We start from the raw sequence: 20,576 nt of genomic DNA, 5'->3' as shown, positions 1-20,576 counted from the left end.
TCCCTATTCAACCCTCTCCGCGCGCACCGCGATGTTGAGCTCGAGCACATTGACCCGCGACTCGCCGAGGAACCCGAAGGTACGGCCGTCGGTGTTCTCGGTCACGAGCGACTTCACCTGCTCCTCCGAGAGCCCGTTGGCCCGGGCGACCCGGGACACCTGGATGGCTGCGTAAGCCGGCGAGATGTCTGGGTCGATGCCGGATGCGGAGGTGGTGACGGCGTCGGCGGGGACCTGGTCGACCGAGACGCCTTCACGCGCGGCGATCTCGCGCTGGCGCTCCGTGATCGCCTTGACCAGGTCCGGGTCCTCCGGCCCGAGGTTGGAGCCGTAGGTGGACAGCGTGTCCCAGCCGTCGCCGGCCGCGCTGGGACGCGGGTAGAAGAGCCCCTCGTCGTCGTTGCCCTGCCCGATCAGGGCCGAGCCGACCGCCTCGGCGGGGTCGTTGGTGTGCGAGCCGGACTCGGTGACCAGGGAGCCGTCGGCACGCCAGCCGAAGGCGGCCTGGGCGACGCCGGTGACGACCAGCGGGTAGATGATCCCGCACAGCAGGGTCGCGGCGATGAGCACGCGGAGCCCGGCGAGCGAGTGACGTAGCAGTGCAAAGAGATCAGACATTTTCACAGTCCTGGGATGAGGGAGATGACGAGGTCGAGCAGCTTGATCCCGACGAACGGCACGATCAGGCCGCCGACCCCGTAGAGCAGCAGGTTGCGGCGCAGCAGCGCGGAGGCCGAGGACGGCCGGTAGCGGACGCCGCGCAGCGCCAGCGGGATCAGCGCGATGATGATCAGCGCGTTGAAGACCACCGCGGAGACGATGGCCGACTCCGGCGAGGACAGCCGCATGATGTTGAGGACGTCCAGCGCGGGGAAGGCGCCGACGAACATCGCCGGCAGGATCGCGAAGTACTTCGCGACGTCGTTGGCCACCGAGAAGGTGGTCAGTGCGCCCCGGGTGATCAGCAGCTGCTTGCCGATCTCGACCACGTCGATCAGCTTGGTCGGGTCGGAGTCGAGGTCGACCATGTTGCCGGCCTCCTTGGCCGCGGTCGTCCCGGTGTTCATCGCGACACCGACATCGGCCTGCGCGAGCGCGGGCGCGTCGTTGGTGCCGTCGCCGCACATCGCGACCATCCGACCCCCGCGCTGCTCCTTGCGGATCAGTGCCAGCTTGTCCTCCGGGGTGGCCTCGGCGAGGAAGTCGTCGACCCCTGCCTCCTTGGCGATGGCCGCGGCGGTGGCCGCGTTGTCGCCGGTGATCATCACCGTCTTGATGCCCATCGCGCGCAGCTCGTCGAACCGCTCGCGGATGCCGTCCTTGACGACGTCCTTGAGATGTACGACGCCCAGAACCCGAGCCGGGTCGCTGTTGCGGTGCTCGGCGACGACGAGCGGCGTGCCACCGGTCTCGGCGATCTCCGAGACGATCACTGCGGTCTCCGGGGGCACCTGGCCGCCGTTCTCCTTGACCCAGGCCGTCACCGCGGAGGCGGCGCCCTTGCGTACGCTCAGGCCGGGGCTGTCCAAGCCGGACATCCGGGTCATGGCGGAGAACTCCACCATGGTGGCCTCTGCCGGCCCACCCATCGAGCGCCCCACCAGTGTCAGGATGCTGCGACCCTCGGGCGTCTGGTCGGAGAGGCTGGCCAGGACGGCCGCGTTCTCGGCCCCGGTCAACGTGGTGCCGGTGACCGGGATGACCTCGTACGCCTGCCGGTTGCCGTACGTGATCGTGCCGGTCTTGTCGAGCAGGAGCACGTCGACGTCACCGGCCGCCTCGACGGCCCTTCCCGACATCGCCAGGACGTTGCGGCGTACGAGCCGGTCCATGCCCGCGATGCCGATCGCGCTCAGCAGCGCGCCGATGGTGGTCGGGATCAGGCAGACCAGCAGCGCGGTCAGGACCAGCCAGGACTGGTGCGCACCGGAGTAGCCGGCCAGGTAGTAGAGGCTCCAGCAGACGACCACGAATATCGCGGTCAGGCTGGTCAGGAGCACGTTGAGCGCGATCTCGTTCGGCGTACGCTGCCGCTCCGAGCCCTCGACCAGGGCGATCATCCGGTCCACGAAGGAGTGGCCCGGGTCGGAGGTGATCCGGACGACGATCCGGTCCGAGAGGACCAGGGTGCCGCCCGTGACCGCCGACCGGTCGCCGCCGGACTCGCGGATCACCGGAGCGGACTCGCCGGTCACCGCGCTCTCGTCGACGCTCGCGACCCCCTCGATGACGTCGCCGTCGCCGGGGATCCGCTCGCCGGCCTCGACCACGACGACGTCGCCGGCGCGTAGGCCGGTGGAGGCGACGACCTCCTCGGCACCGCCGAGGCCACCCTTCAGGCGGCGCGCGGAAGTCTCGGTCTGCAGGGAACGCAGGCTGGCCGCCTGGGCCTTGCCACGGCCCTCGGCGACGGACTCGGCCAGGGAACCGAAAACGACGGTGAGCCACAGCCAGACGGTGACCAACCAGCCCATCACCGACGGGTCGAGGACCGACATGACGGTCGTGGCGGCCGCACCGATCTCGACCACGAGCATGACGGGCGTCGCCACCAGCTTGCGGGGATCGAGCTTGCGCAGCGCACCAGGCACCGCCTCGGCGATCTGCTTGGTCGTGAGCACCGACGGTGCCGCCTCGACACGGGTGGCGTGCTCGGTGTGTTCTTCAGGGGTACGTACTGGGGTCTGGGTCATGACAGGGACTCCACGATCGGGCCCAGCATGAGAGCCGGGACGAAGGTCAGGCCGACGACGACCAGCGCGACGCCGGTCAGCAGGCCTACGAAGAGCGGGCGGTGGGTGGGCAGGGTGCCGGCGTTGTCCGGCAGCCGGTTGGCGGTCGCGAACCGGCCCGCCAGGGCGAGCACGAAGATCATCGGGACGAACCTGCCGAACAGCATCAGCAACCCGAGCAGCGTGTTCCAGAACGGCGTGCCCGAGGTGATCCCGCCGAAGGCGGAGCCGTTGTTGTTGGCGGCGCTGGTGACGGCGTACAACGCCTCGGAGAGGCCGTGCGGACCGTCGGTCGAGAGACCGGCCAGCCCTGCCGGAGCGGTCAGCGCGATCGCGGCGCCGACGAGCACCAGGATCGGGGTGGTCAGGATGTAGACCGCGACCAGCACCATCTCGTCGCGGCTGATCTTCTTGCCGAGGTATTCAGGCGTACGTCCCACCATCAGGCCGCACAGGAACACCGTGACCACGGCGAGCATGAGCATGCCGTAGAGACCGGAGCCGACACCGCCCGGCGCGATCTCGCCGAGCATCATCCCGAACAGCGCGACGCCGCCACCGGGCGCGGTCAGGCTCTCGTGCATGCCGTTGACGGCACCGGTCGAGGTGCCGGTGGTGGCGGCGGCGAAGAGCGCCGTGGCGGCCTCGCCGAAGCGGGTCTCCTTGCCCTCCATCGCGGCTCCGGCGAGCTGCGGAGCGGTGCCGGGGCCGGCCATCTCCGCCCAGGTCAGCAGGGTGATGCCGACGGTGAGGAGGGTGCCCATGGTGGCCAGGACAGCGCCCCCTTGGCGCTTGTCCTTGACGATCAGGCCGAAGGCCCAGGCCATCGAGAACGGCAGCACGAGCAGCGCCCAGATCTCGAGCAGGTTGGTGAACGGGTTGGGGTTTTCGAAGGGGTGGGCGGAGTTGACGTTGTAGAAGCCGCCGCCATTGGTGCCGAGCTCCTTGATCGCCTCCTGGCTGGCCACCGGACCTCCGGTCAGGGGCTGGGTGCCCCCGGTCAGCGTGGTCATCTCGTGCACGGAGTGCAGGTTCTGCACCGCCCCGGCCGCGACCAGCACGATCGCGACCACGAATGCTGCCGGCAGGAGGACCCGAACCGTCGTACGCACCAGGTCGACCCAGAAGTTGCCGATCCTTCCCTGGTTGCGGGTGCGGGCGAGCCCGCGCGCGAAGGCCGCGGCGACGGAGAGACCGACCGCGGCGGAGACGAAGTTCTGCACCGCGAGCCCGGCCATCTGGATCAGGTGGCCAGTGGCCGCCTCACCGGAGTACCACTGCCAGTTGGTGTTGGTCACGAACGAGACGGCCGTGTTCCAGGCCCCGTCGCTGGGCAGCGGGTCGAAGCCGCCGTCCAGCGGCAGCCACTGCTGCAGCCGCCCGAAGGCGAACAGGAACAGGATCCCGGCCAGCGAGAAGCCCAGTGCCGACATCGCGTAGGAGCGCCAGTGCTGGTCGGCCTCGGCGTCGACCTTGAGCGCCCGGTAGGCGACCTTCTCGGCACGCAGGTGCTTCGGGCTGGTGTAGATGTGGGCGAGGTAGCGGCCCAGGAGCGGAACCGCGACGGCCAGCGCTGCGATCAGGACGACGATCTGCAGGACGGCGGCGACGACGGAGCTCATCGGCTCACCGCCCGCGGCTCGGTCTCAGTGGGGGTGGCGCCGGTGTCGGTGTCGGAGGGCTGGCCCAACCGCCGGTCGATGAGACCGACGAGCGCGGCGAGCCCTGCGAAGGACACCAGCGTGATGAGGATGTAGACGAGATCTAGCACGACTCCATTGCATCCCCGCTCGGAGCCTTGGAGTGCCCACCTTGACGGTTCCCTGACGACGTACGCCGTCCGATTGACGCATCCTTGACCTGGTGCCACAGAAATTGCCTCGCGCCGGACATACCCGAGTACGTCCGGCGCTCGTGGCTGGCGCGGCCTAGTAGAGGAGAACTCGCATCAGCAGGCTCAAGGCGACGGCAAAGGCGGCCGCGGCGGCGACCACCAGGACCCCGCCGTACTCAGGCCCCGCCATCACACGGACACCTTCTCGACAACCGGCGCGGATCGACAGACCAGAACGCCAGGAACGCTTGACTGAGACTCGTAGAGACACACCCCGCGACGCTAGGGGCCACCCGCCTCGTCCCCGGTCCGATTGACACATCGCTGACGCCGGTGGCGTCCACCTTGACGCATTACTGACGCCCCGGCGACTACCTGCGGCGAGCAGGCCCGCCGTACGATGTCCCGGCGCGGACGAGGCTCCGCGCGGACACAACAGGCAGTCGGTTGCTACCGCGAGCGAGGAACAGGAGGTGGCTGAGATGGACGGCCAACCTCCGAGTACCACCTCGCCCTGACCGGTCCGGCCCACCTGAGAGCGTGCCGGGCTGGTGCGTCGCGTTCCCGCGTCGCGATCCCGCTCGCACCATCTGGGAGGCCATCATGTCCGAGCACCCGTTCCTGCGCCCCTTCACCAAGCAGCGCCGTTCCGACCCGCCGGCGACGCTGCCGCTGCATGGCGGAGGCGGTCGGGCCTCGACGCCGACACCCATGACTCGTGGCAGCGTGATCGACAGCGCCGTCTACGTCGGCGGCGACCGGGTCGACTCCCCCTCGACGCTGGCCGAGACGTACCGCTCGCTCCGCGACCACGACGACGCAATGGCCTGGATCGGTCTCTACCAGCCCAACCAGCACGAGCTGGCCTCGCTGGCCGAGGAGTTCGGCCTGCACGAGCTCGCCGTGGAGGATGCCATCCTGGCTCACCAGCGACCGAAGATCGAGCGCTACGACGAGACGCTGTTCGTGGTGCTGCGGGCAGCCTGGTACGTCGACGAGACCGAGAACATCGACTTCGGCGAGCTGCACCTCTTCGTCGGTCCCGACTTCGTGCTCACCGTCCGCCACGGCACCCAGCCCGACCTCTCCCCGGTGCGCCGCCGGATGGAGAGCAATCCCGATCTGCTCAGGCTCGGCCCGGAGGCGGTGCTGTACGCCATCCTCGACCGCGTCGTCGACGGCTATGCGCCGGTGGTGGCCGGACTCGCCAACGACATCGACGAGATCGAGACCGAGATGTTCCGCGGCGACACCCAGGTGTCCCGTCGCATCTACGAGCTCTCCCGCGAGGTGGTCGAGTTCCAGCGGGCGACCCGACCCCTGCTGGGCGTCGTACGCTCCCTGGCCGCCGGGTTCTCCAAGTACCGCACCGACGAGGAGCTCCAGCGCTACCTGCGCGACGTCGAGGACCACGTGATCGGAACCGTCGAGCAGATCGACGAGTTCCGCAACCTGCTGCGCGACATCCTGACCGTCAACGCCACCCTCGTCGCCCAGCAGCAGAACGAGGAGATGAAGGCGCTCAGCGAGCTCAGCGTGCAGCAGAACGACGAGGTCAAGAAGATCTCCGGCTGGGCGGCGATCCTGTTCGCTCCCACACTGGTGGGCACGGTCTACGGGATGAACTTCGACTTCATGCCCGAGCTGCAGTGGCGCTACGGCTACTTCATGGCGCTCGGGCTGATGCTGACCGTCAACGTGGTCCTCTATATCCTCTTCCGCCGCCGCAACTGGATCTGAGGAGAGGCCCCCACATGATGGTCTACGCACTGCGCCCGACCGGGCTCACCGAGCACGCCCCGAAGGAGGTCCCCGATCTGCTCGACGAGCCGGACACCGTGGTGTGGATCGACGTGCCACAGTGCGACGAAGCGGCATCCGAGCAGCTCAGACAGTGGTTCCCCTTCCACGCCCTCGCTCTGGGCGACTGCATGGCCCGCAACCACATCTCGAAGTTCCACTTCTACAGCGACCACGTCTTCACGGTGCTGCACGCTCCAAAGCTCGGGACCGGCGGCCACGTGCACTACGTCGAGCTCGACCAGTTCATCGGCGCGAACTACCTGGTCACCGTGCACGGGCCGGTCAACCCGGTCGTCGCCCCGGAGGTGGCACACATCGACACCGACAACGTGCGCCGGCGGCTCCTGAAGGGCGAGGTCGACCTCCGTACGTCCTGGGACCTGTCCCACGCCATCGCCTCGTCGATGATCCGCCGCGAGACGCAGCTCGTCGCCGACCTCGCCCGCGAGTCCGGACGGATCGAGCAGCAGGTCACCGACGACGACCCCGACGACGATCCGGCGACCCTCCTGGAGGACCTGTTCCAGGTCGGCCACGCGCTGCTGACCGTACGCACCATCGCCACGCACAGCGCGGAGACGTGTCGCGCGGTCGCGCGGCGCGGGACCGGGCCGGTCGCAGGCCTGGCGGCACGAGCGGCCGAGCTGGCCGACCGGTTCGACATGGTGCGCACGATGGCCGACGGGCAGGGCGAGTTCGTCCGCGGAGTGATCGACTTCTACCAGGCTCGCACCAGCACTCACCTGGCGCTGGCCACCGAGGAGCTGGCCGCGACCTCGGTGCGGCAGAACGACGACATGCGCCGGATCTCGGCGTGGGTCGCCATCATCGCCGCCCCCACCCTGGTCACCGGCTTCTTCGGTCAGAACGTCCCCTACCCCGGGTTCGGTCAGTTCAGCGGCTTCATCGTCTCGAGCGGCATCATCGTGGTCGCCGCGATCGTCCTGTACGTGCTGCTCAAGGCCAGACGCTGGCTGTGACCCGGGGGGCCGGGCTCGACGACGAACGCCTGGGCCACAATGTGCCCATGCTGCAGCTGCGGATCACCTCGCCGACGCGCCTGACACCCGCGGTCCTCGAGATCCTCACCACCGACCCCGCCGTCAGCGAGCTCTCGTCCCTGCCGGGCGCCTCGCTGCGCCCGGAGGGCGATGTGGTGCTCGCCGCGGTCGCCAGGGAGGCGGCCAACGACATCATCGACCAGCTCCGCGACCTAGGTGTGCCCCAGGAGGGCAGCCTCCATGTCGAGCCCGTCCAGACGTGGATGTCCGAGGCCGGCCTGGTCGCCGACCACCTCGCCCCGGGCAGCAGCGCCGACTCGGTCGTGTGGGCCGACGTCACCCAGCGGGCCTACGAGGACTCCGAGACCAACTGGACCTTCCTGAGCCTGATCAGCCTGGCCACGATGCTGGCCGGCATCGCGATCGTCCTCGACTCCCAGATCCTGGTCATCGGGGCGATGGTCATCGGACCCGAGTTCGGCGCGATCGCCGCCCTCGGCGTCGCCCTGGTGCGCCGCCGCTTCGGGCTGCTGGGCCAGTCGCTGCGTACGTTGCTGGTGGGGTTCGCGGTCGGCATCGCCATGACCACGCTGGCCGCGCTCGTCGCCCGCGGGCTGGGCTGGATCACGGCCGCGAACGTCACCGCGGAGCGACCGGGCACGGCCTTCATCTACACCCCCGACAAGTGGTCCTTCATCGTCGCGCTGATCGCGGCCGCCGCCGGGGTGCTCGCGGTGACCTCGGCCCGGGCGGGCAACCTGTCCGGCGTTTTCATCTCGGTCACCACCATCCCGGCGGCCGCCAACGTGGCCCTGGGCCTCGCCTTCGGGCTCGGCGAGGAGATCTGGGGCAGCACCCTGCAGCTCGTCGTCAACGTCGCAGGCATGGCACTCGCCGGCTGGCTGACCCTCCTCATCCAGCAGCACGTGTGGCAGCGCGTCTCCGAACGCCGCGCGCTGTTGGCCGCGCGGCTCAGGAAACGCTGACAAAGGTCCCGCTTCTCGACAACTGACGCAAGCACTGGGAGGCTACTGGACTCAAGCAGAACATTTGGTTGACCAGAGCGCTCTCGGAGGACGCATGCGGGCAATTCAGCGGGCTATCGTCGGAGTCGGGCTTGCAGTCGTCGCCCTCGTCGCGATGGCGCTGCTCATCGGAGGGATACGGTCGATCGGACCGGACCAGTCGAGCCGTCCCGCGCACCAGGCGACCGGCCTGCAGACCCGGCTCGCCGATGGCCCGACCGGTCCGCCCGAGCCCGTCGACGCCGCCGAGGACACCTCGGTCGGCACGCTGCCCCCTCCCCCCGACGCCTCGCTCGCCACCCAGCTCGCCTCCCGCGACCTGCTCGCGCCGCCCGACTCGGCGCCGAACGCGAAGCAGCCCACCGAGGCCAGCACGCTGAGCGCCCGGAAGACGCGCGGCCGCGAGAAGTCGGGCGAGACCCCAGGTCAGGTCCCGGCCATGCCCGGGCAGGACTTCACCGCGACCCAGGACGGCTGGGACTGGAGTCAGTGGGCCGACGCGGACGGCTGGTACGGCGACCGCGACAGCGACGACGACTGCCGACGTGAGCACCACGACGACCGCCGCGACGACTGCGACGATGACGACCGGCGCGACTGAGCCTGCCTAGAGCACGCTCTCGACGGCCGCACGCACCTCCGGGCTGGGCTCGATGGCCTTCCCGGACTCCAGGTCGTAGAAGACCAGCGTGACCTGCCCGCGGGCGAGCCTGAGGTCTCCGTCGGCGATCTCGGACTCGATCGTCATCGACTTGGTGCCCAGCCGGGAGACGTAGCTCCACACGTCGTACGGCTCCGAGCGAGCCAGGACCGGCGCGTGGTAGGTGACGTCTGTCTGCGCGACCACGACGGACGGCCAGCCTTCGATGCCGTGGTGCGACCTGAGCCGCATCATGAGTGCCAGTCGCGACTCCTGGAAGTATTCGAAGTACTTCACGTTGTTCACGTGCCCGTAGGCGTCGACGTCGGAGAAGCGGACGAAGAGCGGGAAGCGCCCGTCCTCGAGCCGCTTCGGCTCGCCCAGGGCGAGCGGCTTCGGCGACCATCCCTCGGGGTCGGCCTCGAGGTACGGCTGAAGGTTGGCCTTCTCCTCAGGCTTGAGCCGGCGCGGCGACTCGGTGGCGAAGACGTACGGCGCCAGGACCGTGCTCGCCCGCACGAAGACCTTGCGGGTGCCGTCGGGCTGGTCGCGGAAGATCTCGTAGGCCATCGTGAAACTGGCCGCCCGGATGTCGGTCACCCACGACTCGACGTAGACCGGCTTGAAGTCGAAGAGCAGCGGGGCGACGTACGTGACCTGGTGGCTGGCCACCACGACTCCCTCGGCCAGGCCCTGGGTCTGCGGGCTCCGGGCGTGCGTGCGCAGCATGTCCACGCGCGCCTCTTGGAGGTAGTCGACGTAGACGACGTTGTTGACGTGGCCGAGCATGTCGAGGTCGGCCCAACGCATGGGGCATTCGTAGAGGTGGCGCACGTGACCGATCCTTCCAGATGATCTTGGGCACTGGGCCTGGCGACCAGACGCTGTCCGGGCGAGTATGGTGTCGACCACAGTTCTACCTACTCATCAGTAACCGGGAGTCTTCATGCCTGAGGCAGTCATCGTCGCCGCCGCCCGCACCCCGATCGGGCGAGCCAACAAGGGATCTCTGAAGGACTTCCGTCCCGACGACCTTGCGGCACTCATCACCAAGGAAGCCGTCGGCAAGGTCGAGGGCCTCGACCCCAACGACATCGACGACCTGCTGCTCGGGTGTGGTCTGCCGGGCGGCGAGTCGGGCAACAACATGGGCCGCGTGGTCTCCGTGCTGAACGGCTGGGACAAGGTGCCCGGCGCGACCATCACCCGCTATTGCTCCTCCTCGGTGCAGACCTCGCGGATGGCGCTGCACGCGATCAAGGCCGGCGAGGCCGACATCATCGTCTCCGCCGGTGTCGAGACGGTGTCCCGCTTCTTCAAGGGCACCTCCGACCACCTGCCCGACACCGTCAACCACCTCTTCGACGACGCCCAGTCGCGGACCACCGCGACCGCCGCGTCCAACGAGAAGTGGCACGACCCGCGCCAGGACGGCCTGCTGCCGGACGTCTACATCGCGATGGGCCACACCGCTGAGAACCTCGCCACCTCGCGCGGCATCTCGCGCCACGAGATGGACGAGTTCGGCGTACGCTCCCAGAACCTCGCCGAGAAGGCCATCGCCGACGGCTTCTGGGCCCGCGAGATCACCCCGGTCACCACCCCCGACGGCACCGTCGTCTCGGCCGACGACGGCCCCCGCGCGGGCGTGACCCTGGAGGCCATCTCCGGCCTCAAGCCGGTCTTCCGCGAGGATGGCACCGTCACCGCCGGCAACTGCTGCGCCCTCAACGACGGCGCCGCCGCCGTCGTGGTCATGTCCGACACCAAGGCCGCCGAGCTCGGCGTCACCCCGCTGGCCCGGATCGTGTCCACCGGCGTCTCCGGCCTCTCCCCCGAGATCATGGGCCTCGGCCCGGTCGAGGCGACCCGGAACGCGCTGAAGTACGCCGGCATGTCGATCGGCGACATCGACCTGGTCGAGATCAACGAGGCGTTCGCGGCCCAGGTGATCCCGTCCTACCAGGACCTCGGCATCGACATCGACCGCCTCAACATCAACGGCGGCGCCATCGCCGTCGGTCACCCCTTCGGCATGACCGGCGCGCGCCTGCAGAACACCATGCTCAACAGCCTCGACTGGCACGACAAGACCACCGGTCTGATCACCATGTGCGTCGGCGGTGGCCAGGGCATGGCAATGATCCTCGAGCGCATCTGACACAACTCCCGCCGAGTCGGCTCGTTATGACGAGCCGACTCGGCGGGAGTCAGCGCATCTCGATGCCGGGGCGGTCGCTGATCAGGTGGTCGGAGACGGCGTTCATCACGCGACCCAGAGCCGCGAAGTCTTCCTCGCTGACCAGATCGATGAGGTAGTCGCGTACGCCGGTGACGTGGACCGGAGCCGCCTCGCGCAGCAGCTCGAAGCCGCGGTCGCTGAGGGTCGCGACGACACCGCGGCCGTCGTCGGCCGAGTTGCGGCGCTCGACCAGCCCGGCACGCTCCATCCGGGTGATCGTGTGCGTGATCCGGGAGCGCGAGTGGGCCAGCGAGTCGGCCAGTTGAGCCATCCGCATGGCGCCGTCGTTCTCGGAGAGGCGGACCAGGATCTCGTACTCCGGGAGCGAGATGTCGAAGCGGGTGCGTAGATCGGCGTCCAGGCGGTCATCGAGCAGGGTCATCCCCATCATCAGCGCACGCCACGAGCGCTGTTGCTCCTCATCCAGCCACCGAGTCTCATCACCCACGGGGCATTACGTTAGCCCTGTCCACGGGCTGTTCCATGCACTGGCACCCCTTAACGGCGAGGAAGTTGTCACCGAAGGTTCGATTCGCACCCGGGACGAGAGCCCTGAAACAGCCGGGACCAACGGCAATATGAGGCGGGACCTTAGCCCGGGCATTGGATCGGCCCGAGCCTTCACAGTCCCTTAGAAACAATTCGCCACGGCTCCGGGTAGAGGCGAAGATTGTGCGGTGTCGACTCCCCCTGCTCTCGGTCTCCGTGACTTCATAGCCGCACTTCCACGCGAGGGCCGCTGGCTCCTGTCGACGGTTGCGATCCAGCTCCTCGGTCGCGGCATGACGCTGCCGTTCACGATCATCTACCTGCATGAGGTACGCGGCTTCGACCTCGGTCTCGCCGGCACCCTGATGGGCCTGATCGCCATCGTCGGCTTCATCGTCACCGGCCCGGCGGGCAGCCTGATCGACAAGTACGGTGCCCGCCCCGTCATCCTCGGCGGTCTGGTCTGTGCGATCGCCGGCGACGTCATGCTCGCCTTCGCCACCACCCCGGTGCTCGCCGGTGCGGCACTGTGCCTTCTGGGCGTCCAGGCCGGCGTGTCCTGGCCGGCCGCCAACGCCCTGGTCGCCACCGTGGTCGAGGGTGAGCTGCGGCAGCGCTACTACGGGGTGAACTTCGCGCTGATCAACCTCGGCATCGGCATCGGTGGCGTCATCGGCGGGCTCTTCATCGACGTGAGCCGGCCCGAGACGTTCACCTACGCCTTCCTCGCCAACGCCGCCACCTTCACGATCCCGGCCCTCGTCCTGCTCGGCCCCCTGCGTCATCTGCACGGCCGCGCCGCGCGACCTGCTGCCGACGAGCCCGACGCGACCGCGTCGTACGCCACGATCCTGCGCCGTCCCGAGGTCATCTGGCTGGTGGTGATCGGGGTGCTGCTCTCGACCCTGGGCTATGGCCAGATCGAGAGCGGGTTCCCGGCCTACTCGCGTCAGATCGCCGAGGTCTCCACCCGGGTCATCGGGTTCGCGTTCGTGGTGAACTGCGCCGTGATCGTGCTCGCCCAGTTCTGGGTGATGAACCGGGTCAGCGGACGGCGGCGCACGCGAGTGCTCGTCGCCACCGCCGCGATCTGGGGCCTGGCCTGGGTGGTGTTCGGGGCGACCGGCCTGGTGCCCGGCTCCGTCGCGGCCATCGTCGGCGTGGTCGCCTTCCAGGGCATCTTCTTCGCCCTCGGCGAGACGCTGATGCAGTCGGCCTACCCGGCCCTGACCAACGACATGGCGCCCGACCATCTGCGCGGGCGCTACAACGCGATCAACTCGGCCTCGTTCCAGACCGGGGCGATCATCGGCCCGATCCTGGCCGGCTTCCTGCTCGAGCACGGCCAGTCGACCGCATTCATCGCCCTGATGGTGGTCGGCTGTGTCGGCATCGTCGCTGCCTCGATGCGCCTGGAGCGCCGGATCACCCCCGCCGTGAACGGCGTACGCCCGGCAGCGACCCAGGAGCCCGCAACCCTGTGACAAACCGCGCCGAGTCGGCTCGTTGTGACGAGCCGACTCGGCGCTGGGTTTGGTCAGGACGCGCCGACTCGGCGCGGGTTGGTCAGTCGCGGGTGAGGCGACGGTGGGTGACGCGGTGGGGGCGCGCGGCCTCCTGGCCGAGGCGCTCGATCTTGTTGGCCTCGTAGGACTCGAAGTTGCCCTCGAACCAGAACCACTCGCCCTCCTTCTCCTCGGTGCCCTCCCAGGCGAGGATGTGGGTGGCGATGCGGTCGAGGAACCACCGGTCGTGGGAGGTGACCACGGCGCAGCCGGGGAAGTCGAGCAGCGCGTCCTCGAGCGAGGAGAGCGTCTCGACGTCGAGGTCGTTGGTGGGCTCGTCGAGCAGCAGCATGTTGCCGCCCTGCTTCAGGGTGAGCGCGAGGTTGAGGCGGTTGCGCTCACCACCGGAGAGCACGCCGGCCTTCTTCTGCTGGTCGGGACCCTTGAAGCCGAAGGAGGCGACGTAGGCGCGCGAGTTCATCTCGAAGTTGGCGACCTTGATGAAGTCCAGGCCGTCGGAGACGACCTCCCAGACATTCTTGTTGGGGTCGATGCCACCGCGGCTCTGGTCGACGTAGGAGATCTTCACCGTTTGGCCGACGTTGAGCTCACCCGCGTCGGGCTTCTCAGAGCCGGTGATCATCCGGAACAGCGTGGTCTTGCCGACACCGTTGGGGCCGACGATGCCGACGATGCCCGCACGCGGGAGCGAGAACGAGATGTCGTCCCACAGCGTGCGGCCCTCGAAGCCCTTGACCAGGCCCTTGGCCTCCATCACCACGTCGCCCAGGCGCGGGCCCGGCGGGATGTTGATGTCGGCGGTGTCGATCTTGCGGGCCTTGTCGGCCTCGGCGGCGAGCTCCTCGTAGCGGGCCAGACGCGACTTCGACTTGGTCTGGCGGGCCTTGGCGTTGGAGCGGACCCACTCCAGCTCCTTCTCGAGCATCCGGGCGCGCTTGGCGTCCTTCTGCCCCTCGACCTTGAGACGGTCCTTCTTGGTCTCCAGGTAGGTGGAGTAGTTGCCCTCGTAGCCGTGGATCGCGCCGCGGTCGACCTCGGCGATCCACTCGGCGACGTTGTCGAGGAAGTAGCGGTCGTGGGTGACGGCGAGGACGGCACCCTTGTAGGACTTGAGGTGACCCTCCAGCCACTGCACCGACTCGGCGTCGAGGTGGTTGGTGGGCTCGTCGAGCAGCAGCAGGTCGGGCTCCTGCAGGAGCAGCTTGCACAGCGCGACCCGGCGGCGCTCACCACCGGAGAGGTTGTCGACGATCGCGTCGCCCGGAGGGCAGCGCAGCGCGTCCATGGCCTGCTCGAGCTTGGAGTCGATGTCCCAGGCGTTGATGTTGTCCAGGTAGGTCTGGAGGTCACCGGTCTCGGCCATCAGGGCGTCCTGATCGGCGTCGGGGTCACCCATCTCCATGTAGGCGTCCTCGAGGCGCTTCATCTTCGTCTTGATCTCGCTGACCGCCTCCTCGACGTTCTCGAGGACAGTCTTGCCCTCGGTCAGCGGCGGCTCCTGCTGGAGCATCCCGACGGTCGCGTCCTGGTCGCGGACGATGTCGCCGTTGTTGGGATGGTCCAGCCCCGCCATCAGCTTGAGCAGCGAGGACTTACCCATGCCGTTCGGGCCGACGACGCCGATCTTGGCACCGTGCAGGAACGAGAGGGTGACGTTGTCGAGGACGACCTTGTCGCCATGGGCCTTGCGCACATTGCGCAGGGAGAGGATGTAGTCGGCCATGGTGCCCACCCTAATGAGGGAGAGGCACGCCGGTACAACCGGCGCACCCCGCCACCGGGGCCGGCGCAGGCCCGGCTCACCTCAGGCCGCCACAGACGGCTCCGTCTCATCAGTCGCCTCGCCCTCATCCGGGGTGATCGGCTTCTGATCCCACGGGTCCGCGCCCGGCGCCCGCCAGTCGGAGAGCGGGTCGCGCTCGGGGTCGTCGTCGCGGGGTTCGGGGGCAGGGGCAGCGACCGCGGCCAGGGAGCGCGGATTGCGCGAGAGGCTGCTCATGCCACGGTTGAGGTCGTGGCCGACGACGGTCGCCTCGACCTCGAAGGTGTTGACCTCGAGCCCGTCCTTGTTGACGTAGCTGCGGGTGGACAGCCGTCCCTGGACGACCACGGGGTCGCCCTTGCGAAGCGAGCGCCCGACGTTCTCCCCCAGCTGACGCCAGGCACTCACCGAGAACCACTGCGTCACGCCGTCGCTCCACTCGCCGGTGGACCGGTTGAGCTTCCGCGGTGTGCACGCCATCCGGAAGTTCGCGACCGAGAACTCACCGACGCTCCGCACGACGGGGTCGGCGCCGACGTTGCCGCGCAGGGTGATGATCGAGTCGTTCATCGTTGTCTCCTCAGAGTTCGCGCCCGCCTGATGCGGGCCTCGGAGACAACCCTGCGCTCGACCACCGACAGTTCCGGGCGGCGTACGTCCGCCTGTGGACAACCCCGGATCGAACCGTGCCTGTGGACAGTGATCGGCCCGCTGCCGGTCAGCGCAGCGCTTTGGCCACCCCGTGCCGAAGGGCGGTGTAGGCCGCCAGCTCAGTCTCGATCGGGTCGACGACGAGCTCACGTGACACGTCGGCGACCGCCGTACGCAGCCGCGCATCGGCCGACCGCGCGCGCCGTCGAGCGGTGCTGATCACCAGCAGATGGCACACCGCCCACAGCACCAGCCCGAGCCCGACACCCCCGATGAAGAGGACGTACGGCAGCTCGACCCCGGCAACTGAGGGCGTCACGTCGCCGAGCTGAGCGGCTCCGGAGAGAAGCAGCGCCACCGACCACACCAGCCCGACGGTGGCGAGGATGATGAGGAGCCACTGGAGCGCCTTGACCAGCCCGATCCACAGCGGCAGCCGCTCGGCGTTCAGATCGACACCGCCGACCGATGCGTCGAGCCTGTCGGCGAGGTCATCCATCCGCGAGACCGATGCCCGTCGGATCGCGTCGCGCCACGGCGAGGCGAGCCCGGCGCCGGCCTCGTCGGCCAGCTGACGCACCTCGGTGTCGACCCGCGCGCGCTCGACGGCAGTGGTCTGCGGCAACGAGGTCCGGGCGCGCCCGGCCAGCTGGGTCGCCTCCTCCCCCAGCGCCAGATGAAGCCGCTTCAACGGATCCGGCCTCAACCGGGAGACCCACGAGACCAGCGGCCAGCCCGTGGCCGCCCTGGCCCGGGTGCGTACGGATCGCTCGACCGCGTCCACCACGGTCGGCACCCCGGCGGCCTCGGAGATGGCGTCCTCGAGGGCCTCCACCCGGGGCTTGGCCAGGGAACGCGGCTTGGCGTCACCGGACGCCTTGGCGAGCTTCACGGCGGCGGTCTTGATGTCGGCGGAGAGCCGGGACTTGTTGGCCCGCTTCGCCGCGGCCCGCTGGGCGATCTCGGTCTTGAGCTGCGGGATCCCCCAGCCGAGCTTGGCCGAGACCGGGATCACCGGCACGTTGCGCAGCCCGTCCTGGTCGAGCAGGCGGCGTACGTCACCCAGCATCGACTCACGACGGTCCTCGGGAACGCGGTCGATGTGGTTGAGCACCACGACCATGATCTCGGAGTGGGTCCGGAGCGGCTGCAGGTAGCGGTCGTGGATGGCCGCGTCGGCGTACTTCTGCGGGTCCAGCACCCACACCAGCATGTCGGCGAGCTCGACCAGCCGGTCGACCTCGAGATGGTGAGAGACCTCGGTGGAGTCGTGGTCGGGCAGGTCGAGCAGCACCACGCCGTCGAGCTCGTGCCCCTCACGGCGGGTGTCGAGCATCGAGTCGCGGGTGGTCTGGTGACGCTCGGGGATGCCCAGCCACTCGAGCAGCTCCTGAGCGCCCTCCGAACCCCACACGCAGGCGGTCGCCCAGGAGGTGGTCGGGCGACGGACACCGACGGCGGAGAGCTCCAGCCCGGTCAGGGCGTTGAACGTGGACGACTTGCCCGACCCGGTCGCCCCCGCGACCCCGACGACCGTGTGGTCGGCGGAGAGCTTGAGGCGTCCCTGAGCCTTGTTGACCACAGCGCGCGCGTCCTCGACGAGTCCGTCGTCGAGGCGCCCCGTCGCCGCCACGGTCGCAGCGGTCAGTCCGTCCAGCCGATCACCGAGATCTCCACCTCGGCTGACCAGGTTCTTCGCACCTTCGAGCAGGCCGCTCAATGATCCCCCTTCCCTTCCCGAAAAGTCTCAGTCTGACAAGTCTCAGTCATCGCCGCGCTGGCTGGCGAAACGAGCGTCGCCGACCTTCCGCGCAGCGTGCCGCAGTCGCTCCGGTGCACCATGGTCGATCTGCAGCGCGTCGACCTGACCCGTGTAGCGCGCACGCTCCTCGTCGACGAGCCCCACGATGCGTACCTCCAGCGCCTTGCGCGCTCTGGACGCGAGCCCACGCACGGCCTGGTCGCCGAAGACCGCCTCCAGGAGCTTCTGGCCGAGCAGGAGGGTGCCGCCGGCGATGCCCACCTCGGCACCGACGAGCGCTCCGCCGGTCGAGGCGAAGACGACCACCATCAGCGCGACGCCGAGGCCGTTGACCCCGTAGGAGAGGAACTTCGCGGTCGTACGTTTGTCCTGACCCTCGCTGCGCACCATGTCGAGCACGTCCTGCTGCCAGTCGCGCACCGCACGCTCGGCCTTGGGCCGCAGCGCACGCGAGGCTCGGCCGAGGTCGGCGGGGCCGGCGGCGAGCAGCCCGCGGCCCGCGGGACTCATCTGCCAGGCCGCCTCTGCCCTCTCGGCAGCCGCCTCGCACTGCTCCAGGATCAGCATCTCCAGGCCGCCCTGTACGGCCGCGGTCACCCGTTCTGCCTGCTGGGGCTTGCCCTTGATCGAGCCGAGGATCTTGTCGCGGAGCATCCCCACCTTCGTCTCGAGCGCCTTGAGGATCTCGCCGCTGCCGACGAACTCCTGCCAGCGCGCGAGCACCTCGCCACGCAGCAGCGTCCCGTCGGCGGTCGCCGCCATGATCGACTTGAGCGCCTCGTCGTAGGCCATGTCCGCATCGGTACGCAGCCGCTGCGCAGCCTCTCCCTGACCGTCCGCGGTGTCGGCGATCGGGTGGACCTCCAGGGTCAGCGCCCGCACCGCACCGTCGAGGGTCTGGGTGACGACCTGGTGTCGCGCGGTGGCGTCGTCGGCGAGCATGTCGAGCCAGGCGCGTACCTCGGCGACGTGTTCGGCCGGCAGCAGCCCGTGCTCGGAGACCTCGCCCTCGTGGACGATGAAGAGCGGTGAGTCCTTGAGCCCGCGCGAGGCGAGCATCCGGGCCAGGTGGCCGGCGACGGTTTGGACGGCCTCGGTCGGAGTGCGGTCGAGCACCACCGCCACCGCGGTGGAGCGGTTGGCGGCGAGCTGGAGGAACTCCCAGGGCACCTGGTCGGCGTAGCGTGCGGCCGAGGTGACGAAGACCCACAGGTCGGCCGCGGCGAGCAGCTCGGCCGCGAGCACCCGGTTGGCCTCCTCGACCGAGTCGACGTCGGGCGCGTCCAGGATCGCCAGGCCGGGGTGGAGCCGGTCGCTCGCGACCAACTGCAGTGCGCCGGGGTCGTTGGTCGGGTGGTGGACCCGCTCCAGCTCGGGAAGCAGGCGGTCCTGGCCGAACCAGCGGCCGTCTTCGGGGTTGTGCACCAGCACCGGCGAGCGGGTCGTCGGCCGCAGCAGCCCCGGCGTGGTCACCTTGGTGCCGACCAGCGAGTTCACCAGCGTCGACTTGCCGGCTCCCGTGGAGCCGCCGACGACCGCGAGGAGCGGCGCGTCGATGGTCATCATCCGCGGGATGACGTAGTCCTCGAGCTGCTCGACCATGTTCTGCCTGGCGGCCCGCTGCTCGTCGGCGCCGGGCAGGTCCAGCGGCAGGGTGACCTCGGTCAGCGCCTGGTGGAGCTGGATGAGCGAGGTCACCATCCGGTTGCTCTCGCCGCCGGACGCCTCGATCTCGGCCCGAGCGGCCTCGAACTCGGTGGTCGGCTTCTCCGCGAGCATCCCCGCAGTCAGCGCCTCGTAGGGCTCCGGCCGCGTCTCAGGGGCATGTTCCGGAGCAGGCTCCGGCGCGTTGTCGTCGTGTCTGTTCTCGTCAGTCATCCGGCCATCACCTGCCCGCTCGGGAACGCGATGTGTGGACGTACCTCACTGATGCGGTCAACGTATGCCCTCCCCCGGGCGGCGAAGTCTGGCGGCGGGTTGCCGCGCAGGAATCGCCAGTGCAAGTATCCGAGCTCGATGGCAGCCTGCTGGTATTCACGCATGGCCGCAACCCCCTGAGCCCCTCCGTGGGTCGACGCGAACCTCCGCGCCTGCTCCCGGCGCCGCAGATCGACCACCCAGTCGATGTCGGTGTAGGGAATCAGCCCCCGTTGGGCGGCGTCGGTCAGCGACCGGGTCAGCACGATCCGCTCGGACTTTCGCCGCCAGACCGCGAAGACCACCAAAGACACGAACGCGGGCACCATCACCACGACGTACGCCAGCAGGAACCCGGCCCCGTCATAGAGCAGTGTCGAGCCGTTCCAGGTGGCGTGGGCGAGCACCGCGATGGCGTAGCCCAGCAGCGGCGCCACGACCTTCAGCCAGCGCTTGCGCGTGACCACCGCGACACCGATGCCTATGCCGAGGAAGGCGGTGAAGAACGGGTGGGCGAAGGGGCTGAACAGGCAGCGCATCACGAAGACGGCGGTGAACTCACCGATGTGTCCTGTGGAGCTGTCGCCCATGCCGGGCGTGCCGTTGTAGGTGCCGCCCAGGTAGAGGATGTTCTCGGTGAAGGCGAAGCCGATGCCGACCATGCCTGCGTAGACGATGCCGTCGAGCACCCCGTCGAGGAGGTGTCGACGCCAGACGAGCAGCACCAGGAGGAACAGCCCCTTGGCCGCCTCTTCGGTGACCGGAGCCACGATCGCGAGCTGGGTCGGCTGGCTCCACCCGGCGAGCAGCGCCCCGACGCTCTGGACGATCAGCGCGGCGGCGACCGCGACGAAGGCGCCCCACCCCAGACCGAGCGCGAGCAGCGACTTCGGCTCAGGTTCGTAGCGGTCCAGCCACAGGAAGGCGTAGACCAGCGGCACCACCGGGATGGCCGCGAAGAGCACTCCCAGGATCGCGCCGGTCGGGGCAAGATGGTCGTTGACGACGCTGGTGCTGAGCAGAACGATGCCAAGCACCGGCAAAGAGGTCAGCACGACAAGCACGCCCACCACGATGGTGAACGTGCGGTTGCTTCTCGTCGGATCCTTCGGGATCGCCCCCATGCGCGCCAGACTATCGGGCGTGCGGACCGCACGTGCGACCCGACACCGATCGAGACGTCCCCGCCACC

General features: G+C 69.1%; 17 protein-coding genes. 6 read left to right on the top strand and 11 right to left on the bottom strand.

Annotated elements, in window-relative coordinates:
* Positions 1–3: 3 nt before the first annotated feature.
* Genes kdpC through OG801_RS20160 form a run of 4 tightly spaced genes read right to left on the bottom strand, consistent with a single transcriptional unit; the run spans position 4 to position 4,503 of the window.
* Positions 4–618 carry a potassium-transporting ATPase subunit KdpC gene (kdpC, locus tag OG801_RS20175; protein ID WP_355021551.1) on the bottom strand — a complete coding sequence of 205 codons (615 nt, stop codon included), beginning with the start codon at positions 616–618 and terminating at the stop codon, positions 4–6.
* A gap of 2 nt (positions 619–620) precedes the next feature.
* Complete coding sequence (gene kdpB / locus OG801_RS20170; RefSeq protein ID WP_406030854.1) at positions 621–2,693, bottom strand: potassium-transporting ATPase subunit KdpB; 2,073 nt, start codon at positions 2,691–2,693, stop codon at positions 621–623.
* Positions 2,690–4,354: a potassium-transporting ATPase subunit KdpA gene (gene kdpA / locus OG801_RS20165; RefSeq protein ID WP_406030852.1), complete on the bottom strand. Its 1,665-nt coding sequence runs from the start codon at positions 4,352–4,354 to the stop codon at positions 2,690–2,692. Before kdpA ends, kdpB begins: the two co-directional genes overlap by 4 nt.
* Complete coding sequence (locus tag OG801_RS20160; protein ID WP_406030850.1) at positions 4,351–4,503, bottom strand: hypothetical protein; 153 nt, start codon at positions 4,501–4,503, stop codon at positions 4,351–4,353. Before OG801_RS20160 ends, kdpA begins: the two co-directional genes overlap by 4 nt.
* Positions 4,504–5,169: 666 nt before the next feature.
* On the opposite strand from OG801_RS20160, the gene corA reads away from it, so the two are divergent.
* The 4 genes from corA to OG801_RS20140 all read left to right on the top strand — a co-directional run bounded on the left by corA (position 5,170) and on the right by OG801_RS20140 (position 8,996).
* The gene (gene corA / locus OG801_RS20155; RefSeq protein ID WP_406030848.1) at positions 5,170–6,306 is read left to right on the top strand and encodes a magnesium/cobalt transporter CorA; all 1,137 of its coding nucleotides are present in this window, start codon (positions 5,170–5,172) and stop codon (positions 6,304–6,306) included.
* A 14-nt stretch (positions 6,307–6,320) separates the two neighbouring features.
* Positions 6,321–7,349 (top strand): magnesium transporter CorA family protein, encoded by a 1,029-nt coding sequence (locus OG801_RS20150; protein WP_406030846.1) that lies wholly within the window; start codon positions 6,321–6,323, stop codon positions 7,347–7,349.
* Positions 7,350–7,396: 47 nt separating this feature from the next.
* Complete coding sequence (locus OG801_RS20145; RefSeq protein ID WP_406030845.1) at positions 7,397–8,356, top strand: DUF389 domain-containing protein; 960 nt, start codon at positions 7,397–7,399, stop codon at positions 8,354–8,356.
* Positions 8,357–8,450: 94 nt separating this feature from the next.
* On the top strand, positions 8,451–8,996 hold the full coding sequence (locus OG801_RS20140) for a hypothetical protein (protein WP_406030843.1): 546 nt from the start codon (positions 8,451–8,453) through the stop codon (positions 8,994–8,996).
* 6 nt (positions 8,997–9,002) lie between these two features.
* Here the strand turns inward: OG801_RS20140 and OG801_RS20135 are convergent, their stop codons facing one another.
* Complete coding sequence (locus OG801_RS20135) at positions 9,003–9,845, bottom strand: acyl-CoA thioesterase (protein ID WP_406030841.1); 843 nt, start codon at positions 9,843–9,845, stop codon at positions 9,003–9,005.
* A 136-nt stretch (positions 9,846–9,981) separates the two neighbouring features.
* Between OG801_RS20135 and OG801_RS20130 the strand changes: the two genes are divergently transcribed.
* Positions 9,982–11,196, top strand: coding sequence for an acetyl-CoA C-acetyltransferase (locus OG801_RS20130; RefSeq protein WP_406030839.1), 1,215 nt, complete (start codon positions 9,982–9,984; stop codon positions 11,194–11,196).
* Positions 11,197–11,245: 49 nt separating this feature from the next.
* Here the strand turns inward: OG801_RS20130 and OG801_RS20125 are convergent, their stop codons facing one another.
* Entirely contained in the window at positions 11,246–11,725 is a 480-nt protein-coding gene (locus OG801_RS20125; RefSeq protein ID WP_406030837.1) for a MarR family winged helix-turn-helix transcriptional regulator, read from the bottom strand.
* A 229-nt stretch (positions 11,726–11,954) separates the two neighbouring features.
* On the opposite strand from OG801_RS20125, the gene OG801_RS20120 reads away from it, so the two are divergent.
* Positions 11,955–13,250, top strand: a complete 1,296-nt coding sequence (locus OG801_RS20120; RefSeq protein WP_406030835.1) for an MFS transporter — start codon at positions 11,955–11,957, stop codon at positions 13,248–13,250.
* Between the two features lie 82 nt (positions 13,251–13,332).
* On the opposite strand, the gene ettA is transcribed toward OG801_RS20120, so the two are convergent.
* From ettA to OG801_RS20095, 5 genes are all read right to left on the bottom strand, one after another.
* Positions 13,333–15,015: an energy-dependent translational throttle protein EttA gene (gene ettA / locus OG801_RS20115; protein ID WP_355021059.1), complete on the bottom strand. Its 1,683-nt coding sequence runs from the start codon at positions 15,013–15,015 to the stop codon at positions 13,333–13,335.
* An 81-nt stretch (positions 15,016–15,096) separates the two neighbouring features.
* Entirely contained in the window at positions 15,097–15,624 is a 528-nt protein-coding gene (gene ssb / locus OG801_RS20110) for a single-stranded DNA-binding protein (protein ID WP_406030833.1), read from the bottom strand.
* 148 nt (positions 15,625–15,772) lie between these two features.
* Positions 15,773–17,425, bottom strand: coding sequence for a GTP-binding protein (locus OG801_RS20105; protein WP_406030831.1), 1,653 nt, complete (start codon positions 17,423–17,425; stop codon positions 15,773–15,775).
* Positions 17,426–17,467: 42 nt separating this feature from the next.
* Positions 17,468–19,345 carry an ABC transporter gene (locus OG801_RS20100; protein WP_355021062.1) on the bottom strand — a complete coding sequence of 626 codons (1,878 nt, stop codon included), beginning with the start codon at positions 19,343–19,345 and terminating at the stop codon, positions 17,468–17,470.
* Complete coding sequence (locus tag OG801_RS20095; protein ID WP_355021063.1) at positions 19,342–20,508, bottom strand: PrsW family intramembrane metalloprotease; 1,167 nt, start codon at positions 20,506–20,508, stop codon at positions 19,342–19,344. Before OG801_RS20095 ends, OG801_RS20100 begins: the two co-directional genes overlap by 4 nt.
* Between the last annotated feature and the right edge of the window lie 68 nt (positions 20,509–20,576).

The sequence above is a fragment of the Nocardioides sp. NBC_00163 genome (assembly GCF_045206295.1).
Taxonomy (GTDB): Bacteria; Actinomycetota; Actinomycetes; order Propionibacteriales; family Nocardioidaceae; genus Nocardioides.
Note: the sequence above shows the minus strand (reverse complement) of the source record. Positions and strands in the feature narration are given on the sequence as shown.

Coding starts and splice junctions, on each gene's coding strand:
- kdpC (WP_355021551.1), bottom strand. CDS start 618: ATGTCTGATCTCTTTGCACTGCTACGTCACTCGCTCGCCGGGCTCCGC.
- kdpB (WP_406030854.1), bottom strand. CDS start 2,693: ATGACCCAGACCCCAGTACGTACCCCTGAAGAACACACCGAGCACGCC.
- kdpA (WP_406030852.1), bottom strand. CDS start 4,354: ATGAGCTCCGTCGTCGCCGCCGTCCTGCAGATCGTCGTCCTGATCGCA.
- corA (WP_406030848.1), top strand. CDS start 5,170: ATGTCCGAGCACCCGTTCCTGCGCCCCTTCACCAAGCAGCGCCGTTCC.
- OG801_RS20150 (WP_406030846.1), top strand. CDS start 6,321: ATGATGGTCTACGCACTGCGCCCGACCGGGCTCACCGAGCACGCCCCG.
- OG801_RS20145 (WP_406030845.1), top strand. CDS start 7,397: ATGCTGCAGCTGCGGATCACCTCGCCGACGCGCCTGACACCCGCGGTC.
- OG801_RS20140 (WP_406030843.1), top strand. CDS start 8,451: ATGCGGGCAATTCAGCGGGCTATCGTCGGAGTCGGGCTTGCAGTCGTC.
- OG801_RS20135 (WP_406030841.1), bottom strand. CDS start 9,845: ATGCGTTGGGCCGACCTCGACATGCTCGGCCACGTCAACAACGTCGTC.
- OG801_RS20130 (WP_406030839.1), top strand. CDS start 9,982: ATGCCTGAGGCAGTCATCGTCGCCGCCGCCCGCACCCCGATCGGGCGA.
- ettA (WP_355021059.1), bottom strand. CDS start 15,015: ATGGCCGACTACATCCTCTCCCTGCGCAATGTGCGCAAGGCCCATGGC.
- ssb (WP_406030833.1), bottom strand. CDS start 15,624: ATGAACGACTCGATCATCACCCTGCGCGGCAACGTCGGCGCCGACCCC.
- OG801_RS20100 (WP_355021062.1), bottom strand. CDS start 19,345: ATGACTGACGAGAACAGACACGACGACAACGCGCCGGAGCCTGCTCCG.
- OG801_RS20095 (WP_355021063.1), bottom strand. CDS start 20,508: ATGGGGGCGATCCCGAAGGATCCGACGAGAAGCAACCGCACGTTCACC.